This window comes from Enterococcus sp. RTP21361st1_A6_RTP21361_211029 (genome assembly GCF_040910045.1).
Taxonomy (GTDB): Bacteria; Bacillota; Bacilli; order Lactobacillales; family Enterococcaceae; genus Enterococcus_D; species Enterococcus_D gallinarum.
This window is the reverse complement of the sequence record NZ_JBDGBK010000090.1, coordinates 1-14,158: the sequence shown is the minus strand read 5'-3', so window position 1 is coordinate 14,158 and position 14,158 is coordinate 1. Positions and strand designations below refer to the sequence as shown.

The following is a 14,158-nucleotide window of genomic DNA, read 5'->3' as shown; positions in this document are numbered from 1 at the left end:
TGGCAAGTGATCATACTTTTCAAGGAATGCCGCAATTTTTTCCTGGTAACGTTTTGGATCTTTCGTGTAGCTTTGGGCATGTTCCGCCCCTTTGACTACCCATTTTTCTTTTGGCGCATCTGTAGCAGCATAAACCTCTGCCAACATTGAATAAGGAACGAAAGTATCCGAATTACCATGGATGAAGAACATTGGACGAGTGTTCTTGTGCAGCTGTTTCACGGCATCTGCTTCGCCAAAGAAGTAACCAGCTCTTAGCTTGGTAACCAGACTAGTGACATTGATCAAAGGAAATGCTGGCAAACCAAATAATTGATCCAACTGATAGCTCAATTCCTCATTTACAGAAGCATAACCGCAGTCCTCAATGATCGCTGTTACGTTGGCAGGCAACTTTTCGCCACTGGTCATCATCACGGTAGCAGCTCCCATACTTACACCGTATAAAACAATGGATTCTTCCTTGCCGCTTTCTTTTAAGATTTGATCGATCCATTGGACATAATCTTTCCGTTCTGGCCAACCAAAGCCAATATAATCGCCTTGGCTTTCTCCATGACCGCGGGCATCAGGAACCAATACGTTATATCCTAGATCATGGAACATCTTCGCATAAACTCCCATCGTCTCTGCGTTTCCCATATAACCATGGGCGACAATCACTGTTTTGTGCTGTGATTTTTGGGCAGGCAAGTAAATTCCGGACAACATCAATCCATCTGAGGATTCAAGTTGCCACATTTGACGATTTTCCGGAGCGGTAAACCACTCCTCCGCTTCAGGATTCGCATTGCTTTTGTCCGTTCCAGAGGTATCACCTTTTAAAAAATCTTTTTCTGATGGGACAACTGCGTAATTATAAAAATAATTTCCGGCATAGCCCAAGCCTACTATCAAAAGCACCCCTACTAAAATGGCGATCTTCCAGCGTAGTTTCATTTTGTTCCTCCTCGACAACTAGTTTACATAATATAATTATTGGTTGTTTATTTCAAGAAACGCGCTTGAATCTGCTCCTTATTCAGGCGATATTTGAAATAAAGATGAAATCCGCCCGCCAACATCAACGTGATCCCATACACCCACATCTGATGCCAAAAATAAAATGTATTGATGACCGCAAAGACCCCTAAAACGGCAAAAAAACAGCCATATAAGCGCCAAAGAAAGCCATCAGTTCCTAATTTGGTAAAATATGTCTCCCATTCTTCACTGGTCATGTGTTGTCGTTTCCGCTTTTGCTGGAAAATAGCAATCAGTAAGAAAATCGACAAAAAACCAGCCAGACGAATGGTAACGATAAATAACAATAACGTTTTAATAATAAAAAACACCGTTCTGGTTGCTCCCTCCTAAAAAACATTCTAGTACAAAATACCCCTTTTACTTTTGATTTGTCAATAGGACCAAAACGAAAAACAGTCAAACTAACACTTCAACAAGCGCTACCAAGTGCTGCTATGTAAAGAGCAGAGAAGTAAAGAGTAAAGAAATTTTTGCTAGCAGGCGGCTCCTTTCAACAGTCCTCACCTTCTTACCATCAATCTCATCCATATGTAGAAACGCGCCTTTTTTCCCCACACTGCACGGACGAAAGCTATTAAACAAAAAGAACCGCTCAAAAAGAGCAGTTCTTTAGAAAAACAAAGCGTCTTATTCGTCTTTGCTGTCTTTTAGTTTAAAGCTTGACCATGGTTTCAAGAAATCCAGTAGAAACAGTTCATCTGCAGCAATTTTTCCTACGACATTGACACGGCCATCATTCTTCATTTCTTTCAATGCGATCTGAGTTTCACCTTTGTATTGCCCATAACCGACGTTATCGATCAAAATATCACCGCGAGTCATATCATGGGTATCATGTGCTGGGAATGGCTTATCTTTGTAGTAAATTCGAGTCATCGTCGACCGCAAAATATATTCTGAGCGATCCCCGCGATAACCATGAAGATTATCAAACAAACAGATGCGTTCATCTTCCGTGATTCCTTCAGCAACATCTACTTTTAAGGTAGGATAGTCCGCATTGAAGGCTTCTGCCATTGCAGCTAACTCTTTTTCTGATGCATAGGCATTTCCCACTGAAATATCATCGATTAATCCTGTCAAAACCAAATGTTTGACTTGAGTAGCGATTGGCAGATCACGATGATCTTCCAACGAACAAAGCCCATCTTGTGTTGGCCAAGGACCAAATGTTGCCTCGTGAGAATTCACAAAAGCCATTGTGTTCAAGTTGTAACGACGGAATTTTTCTGAGCAATACACAAAATGGTCATAACCCAAACCTGAATATCGATGAGGGTAAAAATTGTGAGAGCCTAATAAATTATTCGTATTTGGCGAATAACTCATGATATTGTCTACGTAGTTTGTCCCACTGCTCATATTGATCTCAATTTTGATGCCATAAGGATTACGCGTCATACGCGCTTCTTCGGCACCGGTAAAACCGATATCCAAACGGACACCATAAGCACCCATTTCATCAAAGAATGAAAGATCATCATACGAGATCTCTAATTGATCAAAGAGACCAGGATTGATGTCCACCATGACTTCCATTCCTAATTGATTGGCATAATCCACTACCTGCTTGAAATCTGCCAATACTTTTTCTTTATCATCTTCGATTTGCAGCAAACTTGTAAACACACGCTTAAAGCCGTATTTGTGTGCTAAATCAAGATAAGCCTTGTCTTTCTCAAACGTTGATCGTTCTGGATAAACTGAAATACCTAATTTTCCCATCCGTCAAACCTCCTAAAAATTCTATCCGTTTTTTGTTCATGAATCCTCTTTCATTATAGCAAACAACCGATAAGTGGTCTACACCTTTCCTATTGGTTTTAATAGATACCTGCTTTTCACTCCAGCTAAATTTTGATATGATAAAGACAGTCTAGTAATGAAAGGATCTTACTCAAATGAAAAAAATGATACTAACGTTGGCGGCAGCAACTAGCCTCTTTCTATTAACTGCCTGCAATGATACAACAACTACTTCTAGTTCTTCGGATAAAACAACCACATCAGAATCAGTAGACTTAAATTCTCTGGAACTGCCGCAGTTGTCTACTGAAGTAAAAGAAAATGAAGATCTTGTTGCACTTGAGACCACAGAAGGCACGATCAAAATCAAATTATTCCCAGAAATTGCACCAAAAGCTGTCGAAAACTTTATGACTCATGCCAAAAATGGCTACTACGATGGCTTGACTTTCCATCGAATCGTCGAAGATTTTATGATCCAAGGCGGCGACCCTAACGGTGACGGAACTGGTGGAGAAAGCATTTGGGGCAAAGGGTTTGGCGAGGAAATATCCAAACAGCTTTACCATATCCGCGGCGCGTTATCGATGGCAAAATCCAGCGCTCCCAACAGCCAAGGAAGTCAATTCTTTATTGTTCAAAACCATGATGATGTCTCTGATGGACGAGCAATCCAATTTTATCCTCAAAAAATCATTGACGCCTACAAAGATGGTGGTGCTCCGACACTAGATGGTAAGTACACAGTCTTTGGTCAGGTCATTGAAGGAATGGAGGTCGTAGACAAAATTGCCAAAGCCGAAACGACCGGTGAGGCGAATAGCAACGGAGAAGACTCTACGCCAAAAGATCCTGTCAAAATCAAATCCATCAAGATTTTACAAGAAGCTAAGTAAGCAAAAAAGACCAATGCCTTTGAAAATTTCCCTTAAAGGCACTGGTCTTTATTTTATTTTTGTTCTCCAACAATAAAGGTAAATTCACACTCCGCTGCTTTTTTTCCTTCCACAGTTGCCACAGCATTGGCTGTCCCTACAGAACCTTTGATTTTTGTAATCTCAAAAACAAGTTTCAAGGTATCGCCGGGAACAACTTTTTGACGGAATTTTGCTTTGTTGATCCCGCCAATATAAGCAGTTCTTCCCTGAAATTCATCCGATTTCAAAATCAAGATCGAACCTGCTTGTGCCAATGTTTCTAAAATCAACACTCCTGGCATCACTGGATTTCCTGGAAAATGTCCTTGGAAAAAATCTTCATTGATCGTCACATTTTTCGTGGCAATGATCTTCTTCCCTGACTCAATCTCATCAACGTAATCGATATAAATGATCGGATAGCGATTTGGAATCAAGTCCATGACTTCTGTTTCTGTCAATAGTTTTTTCATGGGGTTTCCTTCCTTGCTTAAAAAAATATTATAGTTTGATTATCAAAGTATCATAGTTCTGATTTTTTCGCAACTAAATATTTATTAAGAAAAAAATAGTTTGACAATCAAACAATTATGAATAATAATTAGAAATCATGATAGTGGGACCCACTATCGATCGTCATTATTGATTATTATGCAAACTATTAAGGAGTGGAATTATGAGTTTCTTAACTGGAAAAAAAGTTGTCGTGATGGGCGTAGCCAACAAACGCAGTATCGCTTGGGGCTGTGCGCAAGCGCTAAAAGAACAAGGTGCTGAAGTCATCTATACGTATCAAAACGAACGCATGAAAAAACCTCTTGAACGGCTACTAGAGGAAAATGAGTATACGGTTGAATGTGATGTTGCAAATGATGAGAGTATCGCGAAAGCTTTTGAAACCATCAAAGACTATGCAGGCGAAATCCATGGCGTCGTCCATGCTGTCGCTTACGCCAACAAAGATGATCTTTCAGGTGATATTTTAAATATATCAAGAGATGGCTATGCACTAGCACAAGATATCAGCAGCTATTCATTGATCGCTGTTACTAAATATGCCAAACCCCTCTTGGCAGAAAATGCCGGAATCGTTACCTTGACCTATTTAGGTTCAGAACGTGCTGTACCCAACTATAACATGATGGGGATTGCTAAGGCTGCTCTCGAATCAAGCGTTCGCTATTTAGCTGCAGAATTATCCCCGCAAAAAATCCGGGTCAACGCCATCTCTGCAGGAGCAATCAAAACACTGGCTGTGACAGGTGTAAAAGATTATCAAAAGCTGATCCAATTATCTGAAGATCGCACTCCTGATCATGTTGGTGTGACCATCGAAGAAGTCGGCAACACATGTGCCTTTCTGATTAGTCCATTGTCTAGCGGTATCATCGGAGAAGTGATTTTTGTCGATAAAGGTGTTCACTTATCGTAATTCTATGATCACATGTACTCGTGCTCGTCTCTTGACTGGTCTATGCCAAGAGACGAGTTTTTGCTGTTTCTTTGCTAACTAATGATATCCCCTTATTTGTTCATCTTTTTACAAAAATTTAACAAGTGAATTTTGCATTTCTGTTTCTTCTCCTATAAAATAGACCTATTGATAGATGGAGGGATTTTATGTTACGACTTTTGACAGATGCTACAACGGATTCGACAGGATCCAGCTTGACGGAACCTGCCGCAAAACAATTGAATGCCTTGCAGAAATGGTGGCAAAACATTGATTGGGAGGCTATTGTTGGTATCTTGATCCAAAAAGTTCTGATGCTGCTTTTTTTGATTATTTTATTTGGTATTTTGCTGAAAATCAGCAATTATGTCATCGAACGAATTTATCGTTCCTACGAGAAAAAAGGAACCTACAATGCCAGTCGAATCAACACGATCCATGCGCTGATCCGCAATATCGTCCACTATACATTAGGTTTCTTCTTTGTATATGCGTTATTGTCAACGATTGGCGTGCCTGTTGGTTCACTCTTAGCGGGGGCTGGGATTGCTGGGGTGGCACTGGGACTAGGTGCTCAAGGCTTTATGAATGATCTGATCACTGGTTTTTTTATCATTACTGAGCAACAAATCAATGTCGGCGATTATATCCGTTTGACGAATTTGTCATTAGAAGGAACAGTTACAGCTGTCGGTATTCGAACGGTTCAGTTAAAATCCGTGGATGGGACTGTCCATTATATCCCGAATCGGAATATCACTACGATCAGCAACACTTCACGAGCCAATATGCAAGTCGTTGTAGATGTGCGTATCTTGCCATCAGAGGGCTTAGATGATATCCGGTCGATCATTGACGAAGTCAATCAAACAGTGGCTGCTGCTCACGAGGAAGAGATCCAAACGAAACCAGCAATTTTTGGTGTTGTCGACCTTGGCAACAATAATTTTGCGATCCGGACAACGATGTATGTTACCAACGGAACTCAGTGGAAACTAAAAGAAGAGTTTTTAGCGGCTTCAATCGATGCACTGACTGCTAAAGGCTACACCATTCCTAGTGCGCCAATCATTGGCGTCAATTGACCGCTTAAACGTTAAAAGCACCCCGATGATTTTTTCGGGGTGCTTTTTTATCCATTATTAGATGACTTGTAATTCGTCTGTAGGACTGGCCTCTTTTGAGATCAGCATATACCGTTTCTCTAATTCATGTGCTAGGTGATTGACAGATTTTAAGATTTCTTTTCGGGTAATGATTCCTACAAAGATATTTTCCTCATTGACGATGGGCAAAAATGCCTGATCCACTAAGAGATGAAGCATGTCTTCTAATTCGCCATCTTCTTTGATACAAGCCACATTGACTTCCATCACGTCTGCGGCCGTCAAGCCTTCTAAGTTGTCCATACTAAACCCAGTCAGGTCCATCATTCTTTCGACCACGTTCGATAAACTGATCAATCCAACAAGATGATCCTCACTATCTAGGACCGGAATCTTGGAATAGCCGACTTTCGATAAAACGAGTAACGCATGGTTTAATGGATGATTGTAAAGAACCGTTGCAACGTTTTCTGCAGGTACTAAAAAACTTTCTTGATTTTCTAATAATATTTTTTCTACTGTTTGACCAATCAATCTGAATGCCTCCATTTCACAGCTACTTTTCTATTTTACTAGAAAAATCAAAAAGATATCGTAAAACTGCTTATTTATAATGAATTTTTTACTTTTGATTTCGCTTTCTTAGCGCTCAAAAATAAAATGCAAATCAGCGATTTCATTAAACGTACGATCATAATATTGAACGATCCACTGCTTTTCAGTACTTTCTATGATGGCAAAACTTTTGATTTGAATAGGTCCCCGCGGTTGAGAAATACTGCCCGGATTCAAGAATAGTCGATGCCCCACCTTCTCACAGGCAATCTGGTGGGTGTGACCAAATACAGCAATTGACGCATCAGCTTGTTGTGATTGAAGTCCGAGTGTTGTCACGCCAAAACGAACATCTGCCAAATGACCATGGGTCACATAAATCGTGTCGAGAGGCGTTTTGATAATCTTTGCATCCTCGTATTCCGGACTGTAATCACAATTTCCGCCAACCACTTGATAGGTTTGCCAAAGGGGATCGCTTGGTTGCAGTTCCGAATCTCCACAATGGATAAAGGTATCCACTTTCCCAGAAAATTCTGCTAGCAAATCAACGAGAATTTGACGATCGCCATGGTTATCGCTAACGATTAAATATTTCATGCTTGTTCTCCTTCCAACCACTCTTGCCATACATTGCGTAGTTTCGCGATGGCTTGACCACGATGACTCACTTGATTCTTTTCTTCTCCACTCATTTCAGCAGCCGTTTTATCTGAACCAACAGGGATAAACAATGGATCGTAGCCAAAACCGTTCTCTCCCCGAGGAATGCGGCCAATTCTGCCTGGCCAATCGGCAGCGACTACGAGACTTTCTTTGTCAGGAGCTGCAAAGACCAATGTACAATGGAATTGTGCTGTTCGTTGTTCATCTGGGATATCAGTTAATTCGTACAACAATTTGGCATTATTTGCAGCATCGCTTTTTTGTTCACCCGCAAAACGTGCCGAGTAAACACCGGGTCTACCACCTAATGCATCCACTTTTAAGCCCGAATCGTCCGCTAGAACAGGTCGCCCAAGAATTTTTGCAATCGTTTCTGCCTTCAGCCGAGCATTTTCTTCGAAAGTCGTTCCTGTTTCCTCAACATCAGGTAATGCGGGATAATCTTTCAATGTCCGAACGTCATAGCCAGCAGCACCAAAAACTGCGGTGAATTCTCGTGCTTTGCCAGGATTACCAGTGGCAATCACGATCGTCTTCTCAGGAATAACGTATTGGGGCTGTTCTTGGATCAGCAATGCTTCTTTTTGATAGGCAATCAGCTCTTCAATGGCTGTCTTGCCATAAATCAGCATTTCGTTCAATTGCTGACCATCAAATGTCGCTTCTTCCCCAGTTCCTTGAATCTCAATGAAACGGCCTGACTCTGTCATTACGAGATTCATATCTACAGCAGCCGCAGAATCTTCTTCGTAGTCTAAATCAGTGACACAAGTGTTATCAGGTAAAATTCCTACGCTGATGGCAGCAAGATGTTCTTTAATAGGATCTTCCGTTAGCTCATGGTTGGTCAATAATTGATCGATCGCCAATCGCAAAGCCACAAAAGCACCGGTGATACTAGCTGTTCGAGTGCCCCCATCCGCTTGGATGACATCACAATCGACTACAATGCTACGTTCACCTAACTTTTCCAAGTCTACCACTGCCCGTAACGAACGAGCGATTAGTCGCTGGATCTCCATTGTCCGACCAGACAGCTTTCCTTTTGCACTTTCTCGACGATTACGGGTATTCGTTGCTCGCGGCAGCATGCTGTATTCTGCCGTCACCCAGCCTTTCCCTGAGTCCCGTAAAAAAGGCGGCACTCGGTCTTCGATCGTTGCGGAACAAATAACTGTGGTATCACCAAATGAGATCACGACGGATCCTTCTGGATGTTTGAATACATTTGTTTTGATTTCTACTGGACGGATACTTCCCGCTTTTCTGCCATCATGGCGCATTTAATTTCCTCCTAATGTGATATGTTGCGAATGGACCGGTACATTCAACCATTCGTTCGCAATTTCATCAAATAATTTTGTTGAACCTGTCGTATAAAAAAAATATTCCGGTTCTTGGGTCATTTGGCTTGTATTGGCAATAGCAAAGTAGTCCAACAGCATGCTGACTTCACCCACTGTTTCTGCACCGGAATCAATCAGCTGGATCTGGCTCCCCATCTCGTTCTGGATTAAAGACCGCAACAAAGGATAATGAGTACAACCCAAAATCAACGTATCTAATTTCTTATTTTTGAGGGGGCGCAGTGTTTCGGCAACGATTTTTTTGGCAACCGATGATTGCGCTTGATTGCTTTCAACGATAGGCGCGAATTTGGGACAAGCCAAGCTAACTACCACAGAACGAGGTGATTTAAGCTTGATTGCTTCTTCATACGCATTGCTCTTAATAGTACCCGCAGTTCCAATGACACCGATCTGTTGGTTTTTTGTTGCTTTGACAGCAGCTCGAGAGCCAGGCAGTATGACTCCGATTACCGGAATCGATAATTTTTCTTTGATTTCTTCTAATGCGACAGCCGTAGCCGTATTACAAGCAATCACCAACATTTTGATGTTTTGCTGCAATAAAAATTCGGTCATCTGCCATGTATACTCGATGACTTGTTCTGCCGGACGCGGCCCATAGGGACAGCGTGCAGTATCACCAAGATAAATAATATGTTCATTGGGCAATTGCTTAATCGCTTCTTTAACAACGGTCAATCCGCCAACACCAGAATCGATAAAGCCAATGGGTTGTTTATTTGTCATAGTTGTCCATCCTTTTTAATGAAAGAAAGAAATTTGTCTAAGTTCCATTTTGGACTTTTTTTACTGATTTTTCAAGTATTGCTTTATCCAAGAAAACAATGAACCTATTGCGGTCAAAAAAAGATCCGAAAACCTCCGATGCTCTGGCTACTCTCGTCCAAGGAAAGCAACTGCATGACATCAAAGGTCATTCGGATCTAGTAATCACTGTTTCTATGCAGCCTCAAGAAATCAGTAATTATACTGACGTGCTTCCAAGAAGCGAGAAAGCAGCGATAAGGCATAGCAGACGATGAAGTACAGCACAGTCATCGCAAGAAACATTGGCAATACATAATTGGTATTTTGTCCATAAATAATTCGAGCATGGTGAGTCAGTTCTGGAAGTGAAATAATCACTGCCAATGACGTATCTTTGATCAATGAGATCAATTGACTAACGATCGCAGGCAGCATGGCTTTAAAAGCTTGCGGCATCACAATGCTTCGCAACACTTGGACATAACTCAAACCGGTAGACAAACCAGCCTCCATTTGCCCTTTCGGTACGGCATTAAGCCCCGCTCGAAAAATCTCTGAGAGCATGGCAGATTCAAAAATCGTCAATGCCACAACTGCAGACCAGAAAATATTGAAACGAATACCGATCTGCGGCAATGCAAAGTACGTGAAGAAAATAATCAGCAGCAACGGCAGGTTTCGAATCACATCGATCACTACACCTAAAATCTTTGAAAAGAACGGAATGTTAGTGAAACGCAAGACTCCTGCAAGGCCGCCAATCAGAAAACTAAAGATGATCGATAAGACGGAGACTTCGATCGTTACTCGGAGACCGTCGATCAAAAACCGAAGATTGATGGCAGAAAAAGCTTCGAAAAATTCCATTTAGTGTCTCCTTTCTATGAGCGTACAGCCCAACGTCTTTCAAGATAAACCATTAAATAGGATAATGGTAATGTGATAATCAAATAAAAGATTCCGACAATAATATAGGTGTCGAAAGTATTAAAGGTTTCACTGGCAATCAAGTCACCTTGATACATAATGTCAAGACCAGCTACCATTGCTAAAATCGATGAATTTTTGACCAAGTTGATAAACTGATTTCCTAGTGGCGGAACAACGATTTTAAAAGCCTGCGGTAAAATAATGTAGCGCATGGCCTGGCTGTAAGTGAATCCAGAGGACAAAGAAGCCTCCATCTGCCCTTTAGGAACTGTCTGGATTCCAGAACGAATCGTTTCTGCAATAAACGCAGACGTATAGATGGTCAAGCCGATCGTTCCCGCTTGAAATCCATCAAAAGTCACCCAATACATCGGCACCACGACATAAAAGAACATCACGATGATCAACAAAGGAATATTTCGGAAAAACTCGACATACGCTTTAGCGATCCCTTTGACCCATCGATTGGTAGACAGCTGAAATATCGCCATCAATGTACCAATCACTAAACTAAAGAATAAAGCCAGTAAACTGGAGAAAATCGTATATTTGAAACCAGAAAAAAACTGGTCGCCGTAAGTTTGAAACAATTCAAGCATGCAAATTTCCTCCTTTAATCAACTTTCCCAGATGCATCATCAGGGAACCATTTCTGATAAATTTCATCATACGTACCGTCTTCATGCATTTCTTTCAATGCCTGGTTGACGGCTTTCAAGAAAGGCTCTTGTCCTTTATCGATAGCTATTCCGTAAGGTTCATTTGTAAATGTACCGCCAACTAAATGATAGTTGGGATTTTCACTGGCCATCCCCAATAAGATCGCATTATCTGTCGTCATCGCATCGCCTTGTCCTGACTGTAATGCAGTAAAGGCTTCGGCATAATTTTCTAACTCCAAGATTTTTGCTTCCGGCGCTGCCTTGCGGATATTGATCGCTGATGTCGATCCCTTGACGACTAAAACCGTCGTATTGGCATTTAAATCTTCGATTCCCTGAATCGGGCTATCTTTGGCTACTAATAAAGATTGTCCAGCATCGAAATAAACATCAGAAAAATCTACTTGTTTCTTCCGTTCATCCGTGATGGTCATCGTAGCGATGATTGCATCGATATTGCCATTTTTTAATAGCGGAATTCGAGTTTTTGATGTGACTTCGACAAAAATAGCACTTCCGTCACGTCCTAAAATATGCTCAGTGATTGCTTTAGCGATATCGATATCAAATCCGCGGACTTCAGCTGTCGCAATATCCATCAATCCAAATAATCGGGTATCATTCTTGACTCCCCAGATGATTTGGTTGCTTTCTTTGCTGCTCGCTAACACATCACGTTCTGCAGCACTTTGGCCTTTACAAGCAGAAAAGGTCATGAGCGCGAATACAAGGAGCAGCACTGTACTGATTTTTTTGCTCATAGCTACTTTCCTCCTAATGATTGGTTACCTTGCTTAAGAATTGTTTGGCCCGTTCGTCTCTTGGGTTTTCAAAGAAGCCATCGACGTCGCGACGATCTTCTAATACTTGGCCTTCTGCCATGAAAACGATCCGGTCGGCTACTTCACGGGCAAAACTCATCTCATGAGTCACCACGATCATGGACATGCCTTCACTGGCGATTTTTTTCATCACGTCTAAAACATCACCGATCATTTCTGGATCCAGTGCAGAAGTTGGCTCATCGAAAAGCAACATTTCTGGTGTCATGGCTAATCCTCGGGCAATAGCCACCCGCTGTTGTTGTCCGCCAGACAACATGGATGGATAAGAATCTTTTTTGTCCAGCATGCCTACACGGTTCAACAGTTTTTCGGCTAAGGCAATCGCTTCTTGTTCATTTTGTTTTAATACTTTAATGGGAGCCAAAGTGATGTTTTCTAACACGGTTTTATTGGGGTAAAGATTGAAATGCTGGAAGACCATTCCGATGTTTTTTCTAATCTCTGTCAATTTGACATCTTTACTGAAAAGATCTTTGCCATTGATCAGTAAGTGACCAGAAGAAATCGTTTCTAATCCATTGATTGTGCGAAGCATCGTGCTTTTTCCGGATCCTGAAGGACCAATCACAACAACGACTTCACCTTTTTCAAATTCAATATTTATGTTTTTTAATGCATGGAATTTGCCGTAGTACTTTTCCACGTCTTTAAATTCTATCATTGCCATTCATTCACACTCCAAGTCTATATTTAAAAATAAATGAGTAATTGAAAAGATTTGATTCATATTATAGCTCAAAATTTTTCTATTTGTAAAGGTAGTTTTAATTTCCACATCATCCCCAAAGAAAAACCTTCATTATTTTAACCTCATGTTAGGTTTTTGTCCATCGTTTTTTTTCGACCCTTAGTAGAACAAGTTGTTTCTTTTGGAAAAACAAGGTAAGATGAACTATATATTGAATTTAGAGGTGGATGAAACGTGAACACAATATTAACCGGAGACCGGCCTACAGGGCAACTTCATTTAGGGCATTATGTCGGCTCATTAAAAAAACGAGTTGAGATGCAAGACGACCCTAACAATCAACTTTATATCATGATCGCTGATATGCAAGCATTGACAGACAATGCCAAAAACCCACAGAAAGTGTCAGAAAATATCTTGCAAGTGGCACTTGACTATTTAGCGATTGGTCTCGATCCGACCCGCTCGACTTTATTTATTCAATCACAAATCCCTCAGTTGTCGGAACTAACCATGTATTACTTGAATTTAGTCAGTGTGGCACGGGTTCGCCGCAATCCGACCGTCAAAGCCGAGATCGAACAAAAGAAATTTGGGGAAGGTGTCCCAACTGGATTCTTCATCTACCCTGTCTCACAAGCAGCAGATATCACTGCTTTCAAAGCCAACTTAGTTCCTGTCGGTGAAGATCAAAAACCAATGCTAGAACAAACACAAGAAATCGTTCATAGCTTTAATTCCATCTATAGTGACGTATTGGTGGAACCTAAAGCAGTTCTTCCGCCTAAAGGAATGGGACGTTTACCTGGTATCGATGGAAATGGTAAAATGAGCAAATCATTGAACAACGGAATCTATTTGGCAGACAATGCGGATATCGTTCAAAAGAAAGTCATGAGCATGTACACTGATCCAAATCATATCCATGTAGCAGATCCTGGCCAAGTCGAAGGCAATATGGTCTTTACTTATTTAGATGTCTTTGGCAAAGATTTAGAAAAAATTGCTGCATTGAAAGAGCACTATCGTCAAGGCGGTCTAGGCGATGTAAAAATCAAACGCTATCTGATCGATGTCTTAGAAGAAGAATTTGCTCCGATCCGTCAGCGACGAGAAGAATTTGCTAAGGACCCGGCTGAAGTCATGAACCTCTTAAAAAAAGGCAGCGAAAAAGCAGAACAAGTCGCAGCACAAACCTTGGCAGAAGTGAAAGAAGCAATGGGGATCAACTACTTTGCATAAATATGAACAACCAACAAACCCACCAGTATGCTTGGTGGGTTTGTTTTTAATTACTATCTTTTATTTAAAGATCCCTAAATAAAAAAGCGAACTGCTCAACTACCATTGACATGTGAGCAAACACCATTCGAGAACATTTTTCTCAATCACGACAGAATCGCTTTCTATCAAAAAGAAGCTACCATCACGAGTAAGAACTTAGACC

Annotated in this window: 16 protein-coding genes; 4 read left to right on the top strand and 12 right to left on the bottom strand. The window is 41.1% G+C overall.

The genetic code is table 11. The annotated features are described in order from the left end of the window. The 3 genes from AB5Z52_RS13630 to AB5Z52_RS13620 all read right to left on the bottom strand — a co-directional run. Positions 1-939 (bottom strand): alpha/beta hydrolase (locus tag AB5Z52_RS13630; RefSeq protein WP_368266955.1); only part of this gene is annotated, 939 nt, incomplete at its 3' end. Positions 940-986: 47 nt separating this feature from the next. After that, positions 987-1,334, bottom strand: a complete 348-nt coding sequence (locus tag AB5Z52_RS13625) for a hypothetical protein (RefSeq protein WP_003126664.1) — start codon at positions 1,332-1,334, stop codon at positions 987-989. Between the two features lie 319 nt (positions 1,335-1,653). Next, the gene (locus tag AB5Z52_RS13620; RefSeq protein WP_029486837.1) at positions 1,654-2,751 is read right to left on the bottom strand and encodes a DUF871 domain-containing protein; all 1,098 of its coding nucleotides are present in this window, start codon (positions 2,749-2,751) and stop codon (positions 1,654-1,656) included. Positions 2,752-2,927: 176 nt separating this feature from the next. On the opposite strand from AB5Z52_RS13620, the gene AB5Z52_RS13615 reads away from it, so the two are divergent. Next, positions 2,928-3,668, top strand: coding sequence for a peptidylprolyl isomerase (locus tag AB5Z52_RS13615; protein WP_003126666.1), 741 nt, complete (start codon positions 2,928-2,930; stop codon positions 3,666-3,668). Positions 3,669-3,721: 53 nt separating this feature from the next. Here AB5Z52_RS13615 and fabZ read toward each other — a convergent pair whose 3' ends face one another. Then, positions 3,722-4,162 (bottom strand): 3-hydroxyacyl-ACP dehydratase FabZ, encoded by a 441-nt coding sequence (fabZ, locus tag AB5Z52_RS13610; protein ID WP_117474641.1) that lies wholly within the window; start codon positions 4,160-4,162, stop codon positions 3,722-3,724. A 203-nt stretch (positions 4,163-4,365) separates the two neighbouring features. On the opposite strand from fabZ, the gene fabI reads away from it, so the two are divergent. Together fabI and AB5Z52_RS13600 are read left to right on the top strand one after the other, a co-directional pair. After that, positions 4,366-5,121 (top strand): enoyl-ACP reductase FabI, encoded by a 756-nt coding sequence (gene fabI, locus AB5Z52_RS13605; protein ID WP_003126668.1) that lies wholly within the window; start codon positions 4,366-4,368, stop codon positions 5,119-5,121. Positions 5,122-5,309: 188 nt separating this feature from the next. After that, complete coding sequence (locus tag AB5Z52_RS13600) at positions 5,310-6,227, top strand: mechanosensitive ion channel family protein (protein ID WP_003126669.1); 918 nt, start codon at positions 5,310-5,312, stop codon at positions 6,225-6,227. 57 nt (positions 6,228-6,284) lie between these two features. Here the strand turns inward: AB5Z52_RS13600 and cbpB are convergent, their stop codons facing one another. The 8 genes from cbpB to AB5Z52_RS13560 all read right to left on the bottom strand — a co-directional run bounded on the left by cbpB (position 6,285) and on the right by AB5Z52_RS13560 (position 12,690). After that, on the bottom strand, positions 6,285-6,782 hold the full coding sequence (gene cbpB, locus AB5Z52_RS13595; protein ID WP_003126670.1) for a cyclic-di-AMP-binding protein CbpB: 498 nt from the start codon (positions 6,780-6,782) through the stop codon (positions 6,285-6,287). A 108-nt stretch (positions 6,783-6,890) separates the two neighbouring features. Next, complete coding sequence (locus AB5Z52_RS13590) at positions 6,891-7,403, bottom strand: YfcE family phosphodiesterase (protein ID WP_003126671.1); 513 nt, start codon at positions 7,401-7,403, stop codon at positions 6,891-6,893. Then, the gene (rph, locus tag AB5Z52_RS13585) at positions 7,400-8,752 is read right to left on the bottom strand and encodes a ribonuclease PH (RefSeq protein ID WP_003126673.1); all 1,353 of its coding nucleotides are present in this window, start codon (positions 8,750-8,752) and stop codon (positions 7,400-7,402) included. Before rph ends, AB5Z52_RS13590 begins: the two co-directional genes overlap by 4 nt. After that, entirely contained in the window at positions 8,753-9,565 is an 813-nt protein-coding gene (racE, locus tag AB5Z52_RS13580) for a glutamate racemase (RefSeq protein WP_003126674.1), read from the bottom strand. It lies immediately after the preceding gene. A gap of 231 nt (positions 9,566-9,796) precedes the next feature. Further along, on the bottom strand, positions 9,797-10,453 hold the full coding sequence (locus AB5Z52_RS13575; protein ID WP_003126675.1) for an amino acid ABC transporter permease: 657 nt from the start codon (positions 10,451-10,453) through the stop codon (positions 9,797-9,799). A 14-nt stretch (positions 10,454-10,467) separates the two neighbouring features. Continuing rightward, positions 10,468-11,115 (bottom strand): amino acid ABC transporter permease, encoded by a 648-nt coding sequence (locus tag AB5Z52_RS13570; protein ID WP_003126676.1) that lies wholly within the window; start codon positions 11,113-11,115, stop codon positions 10,468-10,470. Positions 11,116-11,129: 14 nt separating this feature from the next. Then, positions 11,130-11,939 (bottom strand): transporter substrate-binding domain-containing protein, encoded by an 810-nt coding sequence (locus tag AB5Z52_RS13565; protein WP_003126678.1) that lies wholly within the window; start codon positions 11,937-11,939, stop codon positions 11,130-11,132. Between the two features lie 13 nt (positions 11,940-11,952). Beyond that, the gene (locus AB5Z52_RS13560) at positions 11,953-12,690 is read right to left on the bottom strand and encodes an amino acid ABC transporter ATP-binding protein (RefSeq protein WP_003126679.1); all 738 of its coding nucleotides are present in this window, start codon (positions 12,688-12,690) and stop codon (positions 11,953-11,955) included. Positions 12,691-12,945: 255 nt separating this feature from the next. Here AB5Z52_RS13560 and trpS point away from each other — a divergent pair, with 255 nt between their 5' ends. Next, positions 12,946-13,953 carry a tryptophan--tRNA ligase gene (trpS, locus tag AB5Z52_RS13555; RefSeq protein WP_005473228.1) on the top strand — a complete coding sequence of 336 codons (1,008 nt, stop codon included), beginning with the start codon at positions 12,946-12,948 and terminating at the stop codon, positions 13,951-13,953. Positions 13,954-14,158 lie beyond the last annotated feature (205 nt).